At 40.9% G+C, this 15,809-nt stretch carries 13 protein-coding genes; 4 read left to right on the top strand and 9 right to left on the bottom strand.

Translation table 11 applies throughout. The annotated features are described in order from the left end of the window. Positions 1-84: 84 nt before the first annotated feature. Entirely contained in the window at positions 85-822 is a 738-nt protein-coding gene (locus tag D1013_RS05150; RefSeq protein ID WP_121847856.1) for an MlaE family ABC transporter permease, read from the top strand. Beyond that, positions 822-1,589 carry an ABC transporter ATP-binding protein gene (locus D1013_RS05145; RefSeq protein ID WP_121847855.1) on the top strand — a complete coding sequence of 256 codons (768 nt, stop codon included), beginning with the start codon at positions 822-824 and terminating at the stop codon, positions 1,587-1,589. Before D1013_RS05150 ends, D1013_RS05145 begins: the two co-directional genes overlap by 1 nt. Here the strand turns inward: D1013_RS05145 and D1013_RS05140 are convergent. From D1013_RS05140 to D1013_RS05130, 3 genes are all read right to left on the bottom strand, one after another. Beyond that, positions 1,586-3,058, bottom strand: coding sequence for a DUF389 domain-containing protein (locus D1013_RS05140; RefSeq protein ID WP_121847854.1), 1,473 nt, complete (start codon positions 3,056-3,058; stop codon positions 1,586-1,588). The genes D1013_RS05145 and D1013_RS05140 overlap by 4 nt on opposite strands. A gap of 3 nt (positions 3,059-3,061) precedes the next feature. After that, a complete protein-coding gene (locus D1013_RS05135; protein ID WP_121850607.1) occupies positions 3,062-4,141 on the bottom strand; it encodes a mannose-1-phosphate guanylyltransferase in 1,080 nt (359 codons plus the stop codon). A 99-nt stretch (positions 4,142-4,240) separates the two neighbouring features. Then, on the bottom strand, positions 4,241-4,843 hold the full coding sequence (locus D1013_RS05130) for a SprT-like domain-containing protein (protein WP_121847853.1): 603 nt from the start codon (positions 4,841-4,843) through the stop codon (positions 4,241-4,243). 118 nt (positions 4,844-4,961) lie between these two features. Here D1013_RS05130 and eutB point away from each other — a divergent pair, with 118 nt between their 5' ends. Next, the gene (eutB, locus tag D1013_RS05125; RefSeq protein ID WP_121847852.1) at positions 4,962-7,280 is read left to right on the top strand and encodes an ethanolamine ammonia-lyase subunit EutB; all 2,319 of its coding nucleotides are present in this window, start codon (positions 4,962-4,964) and stop codon (positions 7,278-7,280) included. An 8-nt stretch (positions 7,281-7,288) separates the two neighbouring features. Here eutB and D1013_RS05120 read toward each other — a convergent pair whose 3' ends face one another. The 6 genes from D1013_RS05120 to porV form a co-directional block, all read right to left on the bottom strand. Next, positions 7,289-7,969 carry an SDR family NAD(P)-dependent oxidoreductase gene (locus tag D1013_RS05120; RefSeq protein WP_121847851.1) on the bottom strand — a complete coding sequence of 227 codons (681 nt, stop codon included), beginning with the start codon at positions 7,967-7,969 and terminating at the stop codon, positions 7,289-7,291. Continuing rightward, positions 7,969-9,015, bottom strand: coding sequence for a M28 family metallopeptidase (locus D1013_RS05115; RefSeq protein WP_121847850.1), 1,047 nt, complete (start codon positions 9,013-9,015; stop codon positions 7,969-7,971). The genes D1013_RS05120 and D1013_RS05115 overlap by 1 nt, the downstream gene beginning before the upstream one ends. An 86-nt stretch (positions 9,016-9,101) precedes the next feature. Then, a complete protein-coding gene (locus D1013_RS05110) occupies positions 9,102-10,739 on the bottom strand; it encodes a pyruvate dehydrogenase complex dihydrolipoamide acetyltransferase (protein ID WP_121847849.1) in 1,638 nt (545 codons plus the stop codon). Between the two features lie 10 nt (positions 10,740-10,749). Continuing rightward, a complete protein-coding gene (gene pdhA, locus D1013_RS05105) occupies positions 10,750-11,745 on the bottom strand; it encodes a pyruvate dehydrogenase (acetyl-transferring) E1 component subunit alpha (RefSeq protein ID WP_121847848.1) in 996 nt (331 codons plus the stop codon). A gap of 212 nt (positions 11,746-11,957) precedes the next feature. Beyond that, positions 11,958-12,443, bottom strand: a complete 486-nt coding sequence (locus D1013_RS05100; protein WP_121847847.1) for a cytidine deaminase — start codon at positions 12,441-12,443, stop codon at positions 11,958-11,960. A gap of 66 nt (positions 12,444-12,509) precedes the next feature. Continuing rightward, the gene (gene porV / locus D1013_RS05095) at positions 12,510-13,661 is read right to left on the bottom strand and encodes a type IX secretion system outer membrane channel protein PorV (protein WP_121847846.1); all 1,152 of its coding nucleotides are present in this window, start codon (positions 13,659-13,661) and stop codon (positions 12,510-12,512) included. A gap of 478 nt (positions 13,662-14,139) precedes the next feature. On the opposite strand from porV, the gene gldJ reads away from it, so the two are divergent. Beyond that, positions 14,140-15,807: a gliding motility lipoprotein GldJ gene (gene gldJ, locus D1013_RS05090; RefSeq protein ID WP_121847845.1), complete on the top strand. Its 1,668-nt coding sequence runs from the start codon at positions 14,140-14,142 to the stop codon at positions 15,805-15,807. The last annotated feature ends 2 nt before the right edge of the window (positions 15,808-15,809 follow it).

The raw sequence follows: 15,809 nt of genomic DNA, 5'->3' as shown, positions 1-15,809 counted from the left end.
TAAAGAAATTACCCCTTTAAAGTTTAAATACAGGTTAAATCAATTCCTTATTGCTATTTTTACGCATAGAAACCATTTGTGTACATGAACTACGTAGCATCAATTGGCAGCTACGCCATAATGATAAAAGAGGTATTTAAAAAACCTACCAAGTGGCGTATCATGAGGTCATTGATTTTAAAAGAGATTGACGAGCTGATCTTTGGCTCTTTAGGCATTCTCATCTTTATATCATTTTTCATTGGTGGGGTCGTGGCCATTCAAACCGCGCTCAATATCACCAGTGAACTCATACCTAAAAACTTGGTCGGTTTCGCTACTCGACAATCTATTATACTTGAATTTGCCCCTACCTTTTGCTCCATAATTATGGCAGGTAAAGTGGGGTCGTACATCACATCAAGTATTGGTACTATGCGTGTGACCGAGCAGATTGATGCCCTAGAGGTCATGGGGGTAAACGCCCTAAATTATCTGGTTTTTCCGAAAATCGTTGCCCTGCTTATGTATCCTTTCATCATAGCAGTCTCTATGTTCGTAGGTATTTTAGGAGGATGGATGGCCGCAACTTTTGGGGGCCATAGTACAAGTGCCGATTTTGCTGAGGGACTCACTCTGGATTTTATGCCTTTTCACGTCACCTATGCTTTTATAAAGACTTTAGTATTTGCATTCGTTTTGGCAACCATACCCTCCTTTCATGGTTTTTACATGAAAGGTGGTGCTTTAGATGTAGGTAAGGCCAGTACCACCAGTTTTGTGTGGACGAGTATTGTCATCGTCATATTGAACGGAATTCTAACCCAACTTTTGTTAGGCTAATGATTGAAGTAGACAACATTCACAAATCGTTTGGCAACGCCCATATTCTTAAAGGAATTTCTACCACCTTTAACAAAGGGCAAACCAATCTGATCATTGGGCAAAGTGGATCGGGAAAAACCGTTTTTTTAAAATGCTTGCTTGGTTTGCATGAACCCGAACAAGGCACCATTAGTTACGATGGAAAGGCTTATGGAAAACTTACCGGTGACGAAAGACGAAACCTTCGACAAGAAATGGGAATGGTTTTTCAAGGAAGTGCGCTTTTCGACTCCATGACGGTCGAGGGTAATGTTCGGTTCCCTTTAGAAATGTTTACCAAACAATCGAAATCTGAAATGCAAGACCGTGTCGATTTTGTTTTGAAAAGAGTGAATTTGGTGGATGCCCATCATAAATTTCCTTCTGAAATATCGGGTGGTATGCAAAAGAGGGTGGCCATCGCGCGTGCCATTGTAATGAATCCCAAATATCTATTTTGCGATGAACCCAACTCCGGGCTTGATCCCAAAACAGCTATTGTTATTGACAACCTGATTCAAGAGATTACAGAAGAATACGACATTACGACCATCATTAACACTCATGATATGAACTCGGTGATGGAAATCGGCAAAAAAATCATCTTTTTAAAAGATGGTCTCAAAGCCTGGGAGGGCACCAATAAAGATATTTTTAAAACTGAAAATGAAGCTGTTACTAATTTCGTCTACTCTTCTGACCTGTTCAAAAAGGTACGTCAGATGTATTTAGAAGAACGCAATTAATTTGCGTTTCTCAGCTGAACCGTCGTATCCTTTAATCTTACTTTTAGCCACTGAAGAATTTTCTTGTTTTCTTCCGCCTTTTTAGCGGGCGACAATCCTTCTTTCCAAGTTGTTTCGAAAATCGAAAGGGTATCTACCTTATTGAAGTTTGTTTTGAACGCTCGATCATATTCAAGGGAAACTAAATTTTCGTAGCTGGCCCTCGCCTCTGCACTAATATCCATAAAAGGAATTTGTTTGGTCTCAGCTCGCCTTAACCTACCGACCTCAGCTTCCAAAAGTGCGATACGCTCATCTTTACTTGAAATCTGGTTTTTTTGAGACTCGTATAATTCGTTAATGTACCTTAGTTGATCTACCTGATCGTTTTGACCTCCCTGTATGACATGTAACTCAGTATTACGTAAACGGGGGTAATCATCGTCTTCCTTTAGCATGGTATTCCATGATGCAATGATATTTGGCGGAATGGTCTCATTACCCATGCACACGACCTCTATCATGGGGTTCTCACCTTCATTATACTCAATAGTGGTAAAATTATCCAGAAATCTTCCTCCTCCAACAAATTGATATTTCGCTATGGTTTCGTTGACAAACTCGGTAGCCTGCTTTTTAAATATAGACTCTTGAAACACCTTGTAGAAGGTCCATCCGGCTGGTACCATAACCAAAATTGCGACCACCGAAGCTATTCTGGCAATTCTTCTACGCTTGGCCGAGTTGGCATAACGAACCATCGGGAATCGAAGAAGCTTAATGGTCAAAAATGTAGCCAGTGCTATAAATATAGTGTTGATAATGAATAGGTAGAGCGCCCCAAAAGCGTAACCAAGGTTTCCGATAGCCAGACCAAAACCGACCGTACATAACGGAGGCATCAAAGCTGTGGCAATAGCCACACCGAAGATAACGCTCGCAATAGTACCTTTTTTAGCACGTGCAATGACGAGGGCCAATCCGCCAAAAAATGCAATTAAAACATCTCGAATATCCGGAGCCGTTCTAGCCAATAGCTCAGACGATTCGTCTTGTATGGGAAAAAACTTAAAAAATAGATAAGCAGTGAGTACACTTAGACCCACCATTACCCCAAAATTCTTCAATGAACGGCGTAACGTATCGATATCGTTGATAGCCAAAGACATTCCCAATCCTAAAATAGGGCCCATAAGCGGGGAAATTAACATCGCTCCGATAACGACCGCTGTCGAGTTGGCATTCAACCCAATGGAAGCTATAAAGATGGAGCAAATCAAAATCCATGACGTATGCCCCTTAAAAGGTATATCGGCGATAATTGCCTCTTTAGTAGTTTCTTGATCTGTATTGGTTCGTATGTCAAGAAGTTCTCGAAAAAACTTGCGAAGACTTTCCCAAAGACCCTTTGCATCTTTTTTGATGGCCTCGGCACTCTCCTTTGGCTCCTCTGTTGGGGTAATATTATCTTGATTCAAGTTCTGGCTCATAAACTATGCATAGGTGTCACCAAATGTATCTTTAACCTTGGCCAGTACCTTTTTAATATCTTGTTCTTTTGCTTTAGGGTATATCAACAATACTTCTTCTTTATCAACTATGATATAATCTTTAAGACCGTCGACAACAACTACTTTGCCTTTAGGCGATCTGATCATATTGCCCGAAGCCTCATCTGAAATGACCTTACTATTGACCACGGCATTTTGCGACTCATCTTTATCTAACTTATCATAAAGGGATCCCCAAGTGCCTAAATCGTTCCAATCAAACGTGGCGGGCAGCACATAAATTGATTTCGAGTTCTCTAAAATGGCATAATCAATAGAAATATTTTCTGCTTTTGGATAGTTCTCTTTGATAAACTCTTTTTCATCAACCGTGTTATAGCAAGAATTACCGGCCTCAAATAACTCAAACTGTTTCGGTTGGTAATTTTTAAAGGCGTTCACTATGGTCTTCACACTCCACATAAAAATACCTGCATTCCATAAAAAATTTCCTTGAGCCAAAAATTCCTTTGCCGTTTCGTAATCAGGTTTTTCACGAAATTGATTCACTTTTTTCAATCCTGCACCGCTATTCTTATCGAATTCTATATACCCAAAACCCGTGTTTGGAAAAGATGGTTTTATACCCAATGTACAAAGAACCTCTTCTTCTTCACACTTTTTAAAGCAAGTGGTGACATCTTCAGCAAAAGCTTCTTCGTCTTCAATCCAATGATCGCTTGGCGCCACAATCATTACCCCGTCGGGGTTCATTTTCTGAATTTTCAAAGCAGCGTATAAAATACAAGGTGCGGTATTTCGCATTGCCGGCTCTAAAACTACTTGGTCTTGCTTTACCATTGGCAACTGCTCTAAGACCAGATCATTATAACTCTCGTTTGTCAAAATAAGAATGTTCTCTGTGGGTACAAACTTGTTCAACCTCTTAAAGGTTTTCTGTATAAGCGTATCGCCGGTACCCAGCATATCATGAAACTGTTTTGGATAAGATGATGTACTTATAGGCCAAAAACGAGATCCAACACCACCGGCCATGAGTACGGCATAATAATTCTTATTCATTTTTTTAAGAGTTAAGGGCACGCGAACATAATCTATGCCCTGATTATTATTGTTATTTACAAAATTTATAGGTGCAAACACCTAAACTACACTACTAATTCAAACATTTACTAGCTCTACCTCTGCATTCGGTTGAAACAAATACATTCTACCTGTGGCCACTTCTATGCATTCATAACGTTTGACGCGTTTATTGCCTTTCTTATAAAGCTTACCATTATAAAGGCGAAACACGCTACCTAAAGGTAATTCAAAAACGTAAGATTTATCTGATTGTTGCAAATCATATTGCTGTAAAGCTATAGATAGTTTCGCATCTGTACTACTACTTGCTTTCGGATTTTTAAAATGATTTGCCAATAAGGGCAACAATTGATTGGGGAAAATCTCCGGCCGAATAAATGGTAACATCAAATATTGAAAAGTTCGTTTCCATTCCAGCCCATGGGGTTTTATCATTCTTCCATACTTCTGGAAAGCGATTAGATGTGCTATTTCATGAATCAAGGTAATCAGAAAGCGATATTTATTCAATGTAGCATTAACAGTTATTTGATGTCTGCCATCGGGCATTCTTCTATAATCGCCATGGCGGGTTACCCGCTCATTGACTATTTTAAGATGCACCCCTGTCTTTTGAATCAATTCAAAACAGGAAGCGACCGCCCTTTCCGGTAGATATTTCTTTAAAACTTGATGCACGTTCAACAAAAGTAAGAGAAGTACTTTAATTTATGGTTATCACAATTATAGCCTTGCTGAAAAATCTTTAACTTGGGGGTATGTAGCGAAATGAATCGGATTATAAGCAAATTGCCCTATGGAAAACATCAGCAGAAAAGATTTTTTAAATAAAATGGGGCTTCTAGGCGCCACGGCCGTTCTTTGGCCAAAAAATGGCATAAGTAATTCTCATAAAGAACTAGAGTTATCGGAAGGGGTACGCATCGAAGCCATAAAAAAATCTGAATCCATTTTTTCGTATATAAAAAGGGTAAATGACAAATTCGACATCACCTTGTACCGCCAAATACTCGGTGCCGCCAATGCCTTCAAAGAAGGGGATGCCAGTTTAGGTATTGCTGCAGTAGACGAAACTACGAGAGAAAGAGCCCGCCAACTACTGACCAATACCAAAATAGCAGATTTAAGAACTAAATCGGTATTTACGGATGAAATCTACGGCCTGATTGAAGCGACCACTACGAAAGCCGACATTACCTCTGATTGGGCTATGAAGGATTTAAAGGCCTTTGTTTTAAACCAACCGGAAGAGAAAATAAAGACCATCATGCCAGAACTGACAAGCGATTGTATCGGTTGCTTGGTTAAGCTGATGACCAACGAAGAGCTTATTCAGGTCGGGCAAAAGGTATTCAATCCTCTTTCGAACAGCAATATTGGCAGCAAGGGATATTTAAGTGCGAGGGTGCAGCCCAATTCACCAACCGACAATACTGAAGACATTATATGGCAAGTTTTTGACGCATGGTCTTATGCGGTAGGCGATCTTGTTTTGGGTACCAACCCTGTCAGTAGTGAGGTAGAATCGGTGGCCCAAATCGAAAAGGCCCTTTTTGAGACTCTTCAGGTATTCAAACTTGAAAATACGATACCAAATTGTGTTTTATCTCATATAGATGTGCAAGCCGAAGTTGAGAAAATACAACCCGGCACTACCGGTATTTGGTTTCAAAGCTTGGCGGGCACGGTAAGTGCCAACCATACTTTCGACTTGAGCATAGAGAAAATGCAGAATCATGTTCGAAATAGAAAAGGCGCCTATGCACTGTACGCTGAAACAGGTCAAGGTGCCGACTTTACCAATGGTCATGGTGCCGGCTTTGATATGGTTTTACATGAATCAAGAAAATATGGATTTCTAAGGGCCCTCAACCAACAATTACTAAAAGATAGACAAGATAATAGTGAGCCTTGGGTTCATGTGAACGACGTGGCCGGTTTTATAGGTCCCGAGGTGTTCAAGACCAAAGAGCAATTGGTTCGTTGCTGCCTAGAAGATACGATTATGGGCAAGCTGCACGGTCTTACCATCGGTCTAGATATCTGTTCTACACTTCATATGGATGTAAGTCTCGAAGACCTAGATTGGTGTATTGACCATATAATGCCCGCCAACCCAGCATATCTTATGGCTTTGCCCACGAAGAACGACCCAATGTTAAGCTATTTGACCACTTCTTTCAGCGACCATGTACGTATTCGTGAAAAGTTTGGTTATAAAGTGAACGATGCCATGTGGAGTTTTTTCAAAAAAATTGAAGTTATAGATAACAATGGTCAACCGACTGACCACTTCGGAGACCCCATTTGGGTTTATTATCAGTATTGTTTGGCAAAAGGTGACACACGAGACAAAGCGATAATTTATGAGGAAGGTGAGAACATTATTACAAGAATCAACGAAAGAGGTGTGCCCTTAGCAAAAGGTCATGGAAAGGAAATTTGGAATTTAGAACCTGAATTGGAAAAACAGATAAAATGGCTCTATGAGGATGCCAAGGTCAGCCTTTGGACGAACATGACAGATGATTTCGTAAAATCGATACCCGCAGCCCTACCAATTATCACCAACTCAACTGACCGAAAAGATTATGTTTACCATCCTGAATCTGGAGAAAAATTAGGTGCTCAAGCCCTCGAACGACTAAAAACGCTTCGGGATAGCTGGTCTGAGAGTCCGCCAGACATCCAATTCATTATTTCCGACGGGCTGAACGCACGAGCTTTAATGGACGATGGACATTTAATGCCTTACCTCAATCAATTAAAGGCTGAACTAAGAAACAAAGGGTATACCGTTAGCGACCAGAATATTGTCATTAAACATGGTCGCGTACGTGCCGGTTATGCATGTGGTGAAACACTCTATGGAAATTACAAAAACAAAACGGTCAATAAAGGTATCGTACACATTATTGGTGAAAGGCCAGGTTCTGGGCATCATAACTTTTCGGCGTACCTTACAGCCGCTCCCGTAGAATTTTGGTCTCAAAACGGTTACGTCGACCATAATATCACCAAGGTAGTATCAGGAATCTCGGATACCTCACTCACACCAGAAAAAGCGACACAACAAACCTTACATATTCTTGACAGGCTCTTTACTGTAATATAGAAATATTATTAAGGCGTACTATTGCTTACCTGAAGCATTTTACCATTGTAAAATCGATGTCCGGTTAACGCAAATTGCTTGATGTAACCGGCCATTTCAAGGGCCGTGGTAGGCGCCTGATACCCAGGAAAAGCCTCTTCGAGCATTTCGGTTTGAACAGCCCCCAAGGCAAGTACATTGAACGACGGACCCGTTTCCTTGAATTCTTCGGCCCACAGTTCGGTCAATGTTATCACCGCTCCCTTGCTAGAGCTATAAGCGGAAAGTCCAGGAAATTTCATGCTACCTTGAACACCTCCCATTGAACTAATGGTGACCACATGACCTGTATCGGCCATCTTCGGAAGAACTGTTTTGGTAATTTCAGCCACTCCAAAAACATTTACCCTGTACACTTCTTCAAACTCTTCCGATGTAATTTCCAAAAACGGCTTATTCAAAAGACTACCTGCATTATTGATAAGCACGTCTACTTTGCTCCATTCTCCTGTTAGGAAATCACGCAAAACCAAAAAATCATTGGCCCGAGAGAGATCAAAAGGTAAGCTCGTGATATTTTCGTGTTCCAGGCCTGAGACAGGGCCAGAGTTTCTTGATAAGGCCAAAACTTGATGGCCATCATCCGCCAATAGCTTTACCAACTCAAAACCAATACCCCTACTGGTACCGGTGACAATAATATGGGCCATTAATTATATTTTATTTCTTTAGACGGAGCATTGGTAATTCCTGTAATGACAGGAATACTTTTATTGACCACATTGGCCATATGGGCAAAATCCATTTCAGAGACCTCATCACCCACTTTATGATAATGATTGAAATTGGTAAAATCGAATGTACTGAAGGTTTGTGACGGCACGCCAAAAGCTTCATGAAACGGGTAATTGTCTGAACGCTTGAAAAGATTGAACTCTTTTGCCTTGGGAAGGAACCCGGTAAACTCTATATCTGAGTAACCATTGGCCACCTCGGCCAGGTTCGATTGCTCGTAACCTGTCAAATAGGTAAGATGCTCTTTACCCTGCAATGGCACCCCTACCATCTCATAATTCAACATGGCATAAAGTTGAAGATTTTTTTCTTTCAACCTATTCGCCAAATGTTTCGACCCCAAGAGTCCTTTTTCTTCAGCACTAAAAAGTGCAAAAATGATACTTCGCTTATTGTTTTTCTTTTGACCAAAATACCGAGCCAACTCCAAAACAACTGTAGTTCCGGTAGCATTATCGTTAGCACCGTTGGCTATGCTATCGCCATTCTCAGCTTCAATTACACCTATGTGATCGTAATGGGCACCAATAATGATAAATTCATTTTTTAGAGAAGGGTCATTACCCTCAATCCACCCTACCATATTGTACGCGGGCATGTCAAAATTGGTTAGATTGTCTCTATAGCCTTCAAAATAAGGCTGAATACCGTTGGTTTTGAATACATTTTCAATAAAATCCGCCGCCTTTTCAATTCCCTCACTACCTGTATCTCGACCTTCTAGCTCATCAGAAGCAAGAAAATTCATTATATCCCCAATTTTTCCGGCGTTGGTAAATTGACCTTGTACCCCAGCAGCGGCTTCAGCTATGCCAATATCACTCGGTTTTTGAGGTATTTGCATTAGGCTGCGATCAAACTTTACCGCATCTTCACTTTGAAGGGTCACGGATTCATCAACCTTAGTTGAACCACAGGCCATTACCAACAGGCCTATAGATAAGAGGATAGCGTTTCTCATATAATTTGTTTTGGCTACAATTTAGAAATTAAAAAAGGCATCTCGAAATAATCGAGATGCCCATATTACATAATTTTTCTGATAATCTAAGCAAGCATAGTTACCGGATTCTCAAGATAAGACCTCAAGGTGTGCAAGAACTGGGCACCAGTGGCACCATCTACTGTTCTATGGTCACAGGCCAATGTTACTTTCATTGTATTGCCTACTACAATCTGCCCTTCTTTCACCACTGGCTTTTGCACGATGGCTCCTACGGACAATATTGCGGAATTCGGCTGATTGATAATCGAGGTAAATTCTGAAATACCGAACATACCTAAGTTCGAAACGGTAAAGGTACTACCTTCCATTTCGGCAGGCGTCAACTTTTTATTACGTGCCCTACCTGCCAAATCTTTGACCGCACCACCTATTTGTGATAGGGACAACTGGTCACTAAACTTAAGTACAGGTACTACCAAACCATCTTCAACAGCTACAGCTACACCAATGTGAACATGATGGTTGTAACGCGTAGTATCGCCATTCCAAGTTGTGTTTACTTGCGGATGCTTTTTAAGCGCCATGGCACAAGCTTTAACAACCATATCGTTGAAGGATACTTTAATATCCGGCAATTCATTAATTTGTTTTCTTGAAGCCATTGCATTATCCATATCAACTTCAATAGTAAGATAATAATGCGGTGCCGAAAATTTCGATTCGGACAATCTCTTCGCAATAACCTTACGCATTTGAGAGTTTTTCACCTCTTCGGTGCCTTCCTCGCCGACAGGTAAATTGATAGGCGCGGCAGGTTTACTACTAGAAGCTGCTGTCTCGGTAGCTTTAGGTGCTTCTGACTTAGCAGCAGGGGTAAAGTTCTCAATATCTTTCTTAATGATTCTGCCGTTATCACCGGAACCTGATACTTCCGACAAATCTATCCCTTTATCGGCTGCCATCTTTTTGGCCAAAGGAGAAGCAAAAATACGTTTGCCATCATTTACCGGCTTAGCTTCTTCTTTTGTAGCCTCTTTGGCTTCCTCCTTCTTAGGCTCTTCAGACTTTTTCTCTTTCTTACCAGAAGAGGGTTTGCTATTAAGTACGGCATCAACGTCTGTTCCTTCCGGGCCTATAACGGCCAAAACTGCATCAACAGGTGAAGATTCCCCTTCTTGAATACCTATATATAAAAGTGTACCAGAGTAAAATGACTCGAATTCCATAGTGGCCTTATCGGTCTCTATTTCGGCCAAAATTTCACCTTCTTCTACCTTATCACCTACTTTTTTCAACCATGAGGCAACAGTACCTTCCTCCATGGTATCACTTAAGCGAGGCATTTTCACCACCTCAACGCCTTCCGGTATCTCTGCGGCTTCATTCGTATCATCTTCATCACTTTCAGGTTCGGAATCATCAGAATCTTCTTCTTTTGCTTCAGGCTTCTCTTCAGAACTTTTACTTCCTCCTCCATTTAATAAAGAAGAAATATCTTCACCTTCTTCACCAATGATTGCCAACAACGAGTCTACAGGGGCACCATCGCCTTCCTCGATTCCGATATGAAGCAATGTTCCTTCATAAAAAGACTCGAACTCCATTGTGGCCTTATCCGTCTCGATTTCAGCCAATATATCGCCCTCTTCAACCTTATCGCCAACACTCTTTAACCACTTGGCCACGGTACCTTCTTCCATGGTATCGCTCAATCGGGGCATGTTAATTATCTCTGCCATTTACCTAAAATTATTTATGTTGAACAAAGGGAACATCTTCCTCTTCATAGACCATGTCGTACAGCTGTTGTACTGGAGGGAAATCGGATTCGTCTGCAAATTTCTCGCATTCGGCCACCCTCTTTTTGACATCGGCATCAATTTCTTTTATCTCGTCGTCAGTTGCGTATTTATTTTCTTTGATAATATCTAGAACTTGGGTGATTGGATCTATCTTTTGATATTCCTGTACCTCTTCTTTAGTTCTATAATGCTGCGCATCAGACATCGAATGACCCCTATAGCGATAAGTTTTCATTTCTAAGAAAGTTGGCCCACCACCGGTTCGCGCTCTTTCTATCGCTTTACTGACCTCTTGGGCAACAGTCACTGGATTCATTCCGTCAACAGGGCCACAAGGCATTTCATAACCTAGACCTAATTTCCAGATTTCTGTGGAGTGAGAAGTTCTTGCCACAGAAGTACCCATAGCGTAACCGTTATTTTCACAAATGAACACTACAGGCAGCTGCCAAAGCATCGCAAGGTTCATTGCTTCATGAAAAGACCCCTGTCTAACCGCACCATCACCCATATAACATAGGGTTACATTATCTCTCCCAAAATATTTATCACCAAATGCCATGCCGGCACCTAATGGAATCTGGCCACCTACTATACCGTGACCACCATGAAAACGATGCTCTTTTGAAAATATGTGCATTGATCCACCCATACCTTTTGATGTACCGGTCACCTTGCCATACAGTTCGGCCATAACAGCCTTAGGATCGACACCCATACCAATTGGCTGAACGTGATTTCGATAAGCGGTGATCATACGGTCTTTGGTAAGGTCCATGGCGTGAAGAGAACCCGCCAAAACGGCTTCTTGGCCGTTATAAAGGTGCAAAAAACCCCTTACTTTTTGTTGAATGTATACTTGCGCCAGCTTATCCTCGAACTTGCGCCAAAACAACATATCTTCATACCATTTAAGATATACTTCTTTGGTAATTTTTTTCATTGATGCTTTTTAATTAGGATTCCGATACATCTTGGTATTCCGAAAATCTACCGGAACGACAAGAAAAACAAAAATACATATTAAATTATTAGTTGAAAAAAATTGACACAAAAGGTTACCCATAATTTACCTTGGCAAATCGCGTCGTAAAACAAGCCTAATAAAAATGTAAATAATCACCTTCAAAATAGGCGTAAAAGAGAGAAAAGAATTCAGCCCAGATAAGAACTATCAAAGCCTAAGGGCAAAATATCGGCAACAGATTCGCATTTATACACCTCGCCTCTCTCCCCCATTAAAAGGAGCTTGATAGGAGAACCCTGCTTCACTTCATATTCTTTAATCGATTGCCTGCAATTACCACAGGGCGCTACAGGCGATCCAACCTTTATTTTTTCAGAAGCAGCAGTGATGGCTATAGCCTTTATAATGGCGTTGGGGTGATTGGCACCAGCACTAAATATGGCAACCCTTTCTGCGCACAGCCCAGAAGGATAACTGGCGTTTTCCTGATTATTACCTTTGATTATCTCACCGGTATCTAAAAGAAGTGCCGCCCCCACATTGAATTGCGAGTAAGGTGCATAAGCCATGCCTCGCGCATCTACCGCCATAATCATCAGTCGACGTTCTTCTGTTGGAAGCTCTTCTAGCGAATCGAAAATCGAAAGCTCAAATTCTATTTTATGTCTGCGCATACTTAATATAGCCAGAAAAGACAAAAACCTGCTTTCGCAGGTTGTTATACAATATTACTGTAGTTTTTAGTCATTATAATACTCATCCCCTAAATTAAATGTTAGGGAAAAGCGCAATGTATTCTCGACCGGGTTGGTAATTCTTGAGGTTGAGAATAAATAAGACAAGTCGATTTGGGCCGAACGGAACTTAAAGCCGGCGCCGAGGGTAAAATACTTTCTAAAACCCTTTACATCACTTTCATTAAAATACCCGGTTCTGAACATGAATGCATCTTGGTAAACATACTCTGCACCCAAAGCCCATGTCATTTCTTTGAGCTCTTCACCAAAACCATCAGGAGCATCTCCAAAAGACTTGAACACACCACTTAAAAAACCTATATCTTGATACTCATCGTTATCGGCGGCATCTAAATCACCATCATCATCAAAATCTTGTGGTGTAGGCACTAACAACTTATTGAATTCTGTCGTTAGACCTATAACATTGTCTTGATCCAAGATGAAATCGAATCCGAGACCTAATCGCAAGTTGGCCGGTATAAAATTCTTCTGCCCATTTTCATCGTAGGCAATCTTTCCACCAAGGTTCGAAATATTAAAACCACCTCTCCATCTTCCGTCGAAACGGTTATAGGCAATTTCCCTGGATCGGTAAAAACCCGCTACGTCAACGGCAAAAGTGCTACCAGGTTTAGAATCGACATTGGCATCGGCCTGAAATTTGAGGTTCGAACGTATATAGCGCCCGCCTACTGCCATCGAGAAAGTAGGACTCAATTTTAAGGAATAAGATCCATCCAAAGCCAATTCGTTAGGCTTTACGATAGTGCCTTGATCATCGTAAGTCTGGCGCAGTTCAATTTCCCCTAAAGTGAAATATCTCAACCCTACGGCAAATGCACTTTGCTCATTGATTTTATTGAAATAACTGGCATTTAAAAGTCCGATACCAGATACTGTATTGCTCAAATAAGGCGTATAACCTAAACCAACACCCATTTGTCTTTCCGCAAAAGCAAACTTGGCCGGGTTCCATTGCTGGGCAAAGGCATCTGCAGATGTTGCTACACCCATATCACCCATACCTGCGGCCCTGGCATCAGCTGCTATATTTAAAAATGGCACAGCTGTGGTAATTACTCTATCGCTGGCCTCTTGTGCTGATAATCTTCCGGCAATTACGAGTAAAACTAGTATTGAAAATTTTTTCATTTTGAAAATAAGCTAATTTAAAGTCGGTCTTTTTTCTTTTAGGGAATACTAAAATTACGCGTGCGCGTAATCAATATTATCAATTAGATGTCGTACATGTAAACGATCAATTAAGCAATATCTTATATAGTAAGCAATTAATTTTCGGTATTTATAGGCCAGATACTAAAAACATCGACCAAACCACACTATAAATTTCAAAATGAAGCTTGACAAGTAGTCTTTAGGCCCCGTAAATTTGCAAAAGAAAAACATAAGCTATACTATATCAACAAATACGTCGTTATGCTTTTTAGAGGGCCGATGTATATTGAAAAATATATGCACCGAACGATATCAAAAATAATCTTTTAGCTATAAAATAATATGCACAAAACACCGTTTTATATGCCGAAAGTTAAGACTAAAAAATTAATCAAAATACAAATATCCACCTACACCAATCAGTAGACGGACCATTTGAACTCAAGTCCTAATTATGAAGAAACAGGTTATCAAAGTTGTACTTTCTTGTGCAGTGGTTGCAGGAAGTTTTACGGTTACCAGCTGTAAAAATTCCGGATCTTCCAAAAACGTGTCGCGAGCCACAGGTTGGAAAATAAACGCAAAAGAAGGAGGTTTCCAATATAACACCGATTTTAAGGAGCAAGAAACTGCTCCTGGTCTTGTATTTATAGAAGGAGGAACCTTTACAAAAGGTAAGGTGCAAGACGATGTTATGCACGACTGGAACAACACGCCAACCTCTCAGCACGTTCAGTCTTTTTATATGGATGAAACGGAGGTTACCAACGTAATGTACCTTGAGTATCTTGATTATTTAAAGAGTGTTTATCCTCCGGAAAATCCGCAGTACGCAAATATTTACACCGGGGCTTTACCCGATACTTTGGTTTGGAGAAACCGACTTGGTTTCAATGAGACCATGACCAACAACTACTTAAGACACCCTGCCTATGCGGAGTATCCTGTAGTTGGTGTCAATTGGATCCAGGCTACGCAATTTGCCGAGTGGAGAACCGACCGAGTAAACGAAATCATGCTTGAGCGTGAAGGATATTTAGCAGAAGACGCCAAATACAAGGCTGCAACAGGAGAAACAGCCGGAACTTTTAGCACCGAGGCTTATCTGAACAGACCTGAGTCTGTTTATAATGGCCAAATCGATTCTCTTCAAGGTAAAATGAAGAAAGATAGTGTTAATGCATATGCCAAAAGAAGTAGCGGTATCATCATGCCAGAATACCGACTACCTACCGAAACTGAATGGGAATATGCTGCCCAGGCCAACCAAGGTAATAGAGAATACAACAACTACAGGGGTAGAAAGAAATACCCTTGGGATGGTGATTACACCAGAAACGGGCAAAGAGTCGGTAGAGGTGATCAATTGGCCAACTTTAAGCAAGGTAAAGGTGATTACGGCGGTATAGCAGGCTGGTCAGATGACGGAGCCGATATCACTGCACAAGTAATGTCTTACAAACCTAACGATTTGGGTCTTTATGACATGGCCGGTAACGTTGCCGAGTGGGTTGCCGATGTTTATCGCCCAATTGTTGATGACGAAATTAGCGACTTCAACTACTACCGTGGTAATATCTATATGAAAACCGCTATAGGTGAAGATGGAAAAGTTAACGTGTTACGTGATTCTATCGTATACGACACATTACCTAATGGAAAAGTAGTTGCCGTAAATCTACCAGGTGAGATAGCAATGGTTCCCGTTGGTGAAGAAGAAACGTATTTAAGAACCAATTTCTCTACCAGCGACAACAGAGGTTATCGTGACGGAGATCCAGGATCATCTAGGTTCTTCGATAGGTTCAGCGACGAAGAAGAGGAAGAAGACACCAAGAAGATGTACAATTCTCCAAAGCACAAAGTTGAGCGCGATTCAGCTGGCCAGCTTATTCGTCAGTACGACAAATCAAACAACAGAACTACCTTAATAAATGATGAAGTTAGGGTTTACAAAGGAGGATCTTGGAGAGATAGGGCTTATTGGCTAGATCCTGCCCAAAGAAGATACTTGCCACAATACATGGCTACCGATTATATAGGTTTCCGATGTGCGATGTCTAGAGTAGGTTCTAAATCAAAAACAAAGAACAAAACACCTAGAGGAAAAAAGGTGAGATAATA

The sequence above is a fragment of the Euzebyella marina genome (genome assembly GCF_003687485.1).
Classification (GTDB): domain Bacteria; phylum Bacteroidota; class Bacteroidia; order Flavobacteriales; family Flavobacteriaceae; genus Euzebyella; species Euzebyella marina.
Note: the sequence above shows the minus strand (reverse complement) of the source record. Positions and strands in the feature narration are given on the sequence as shown.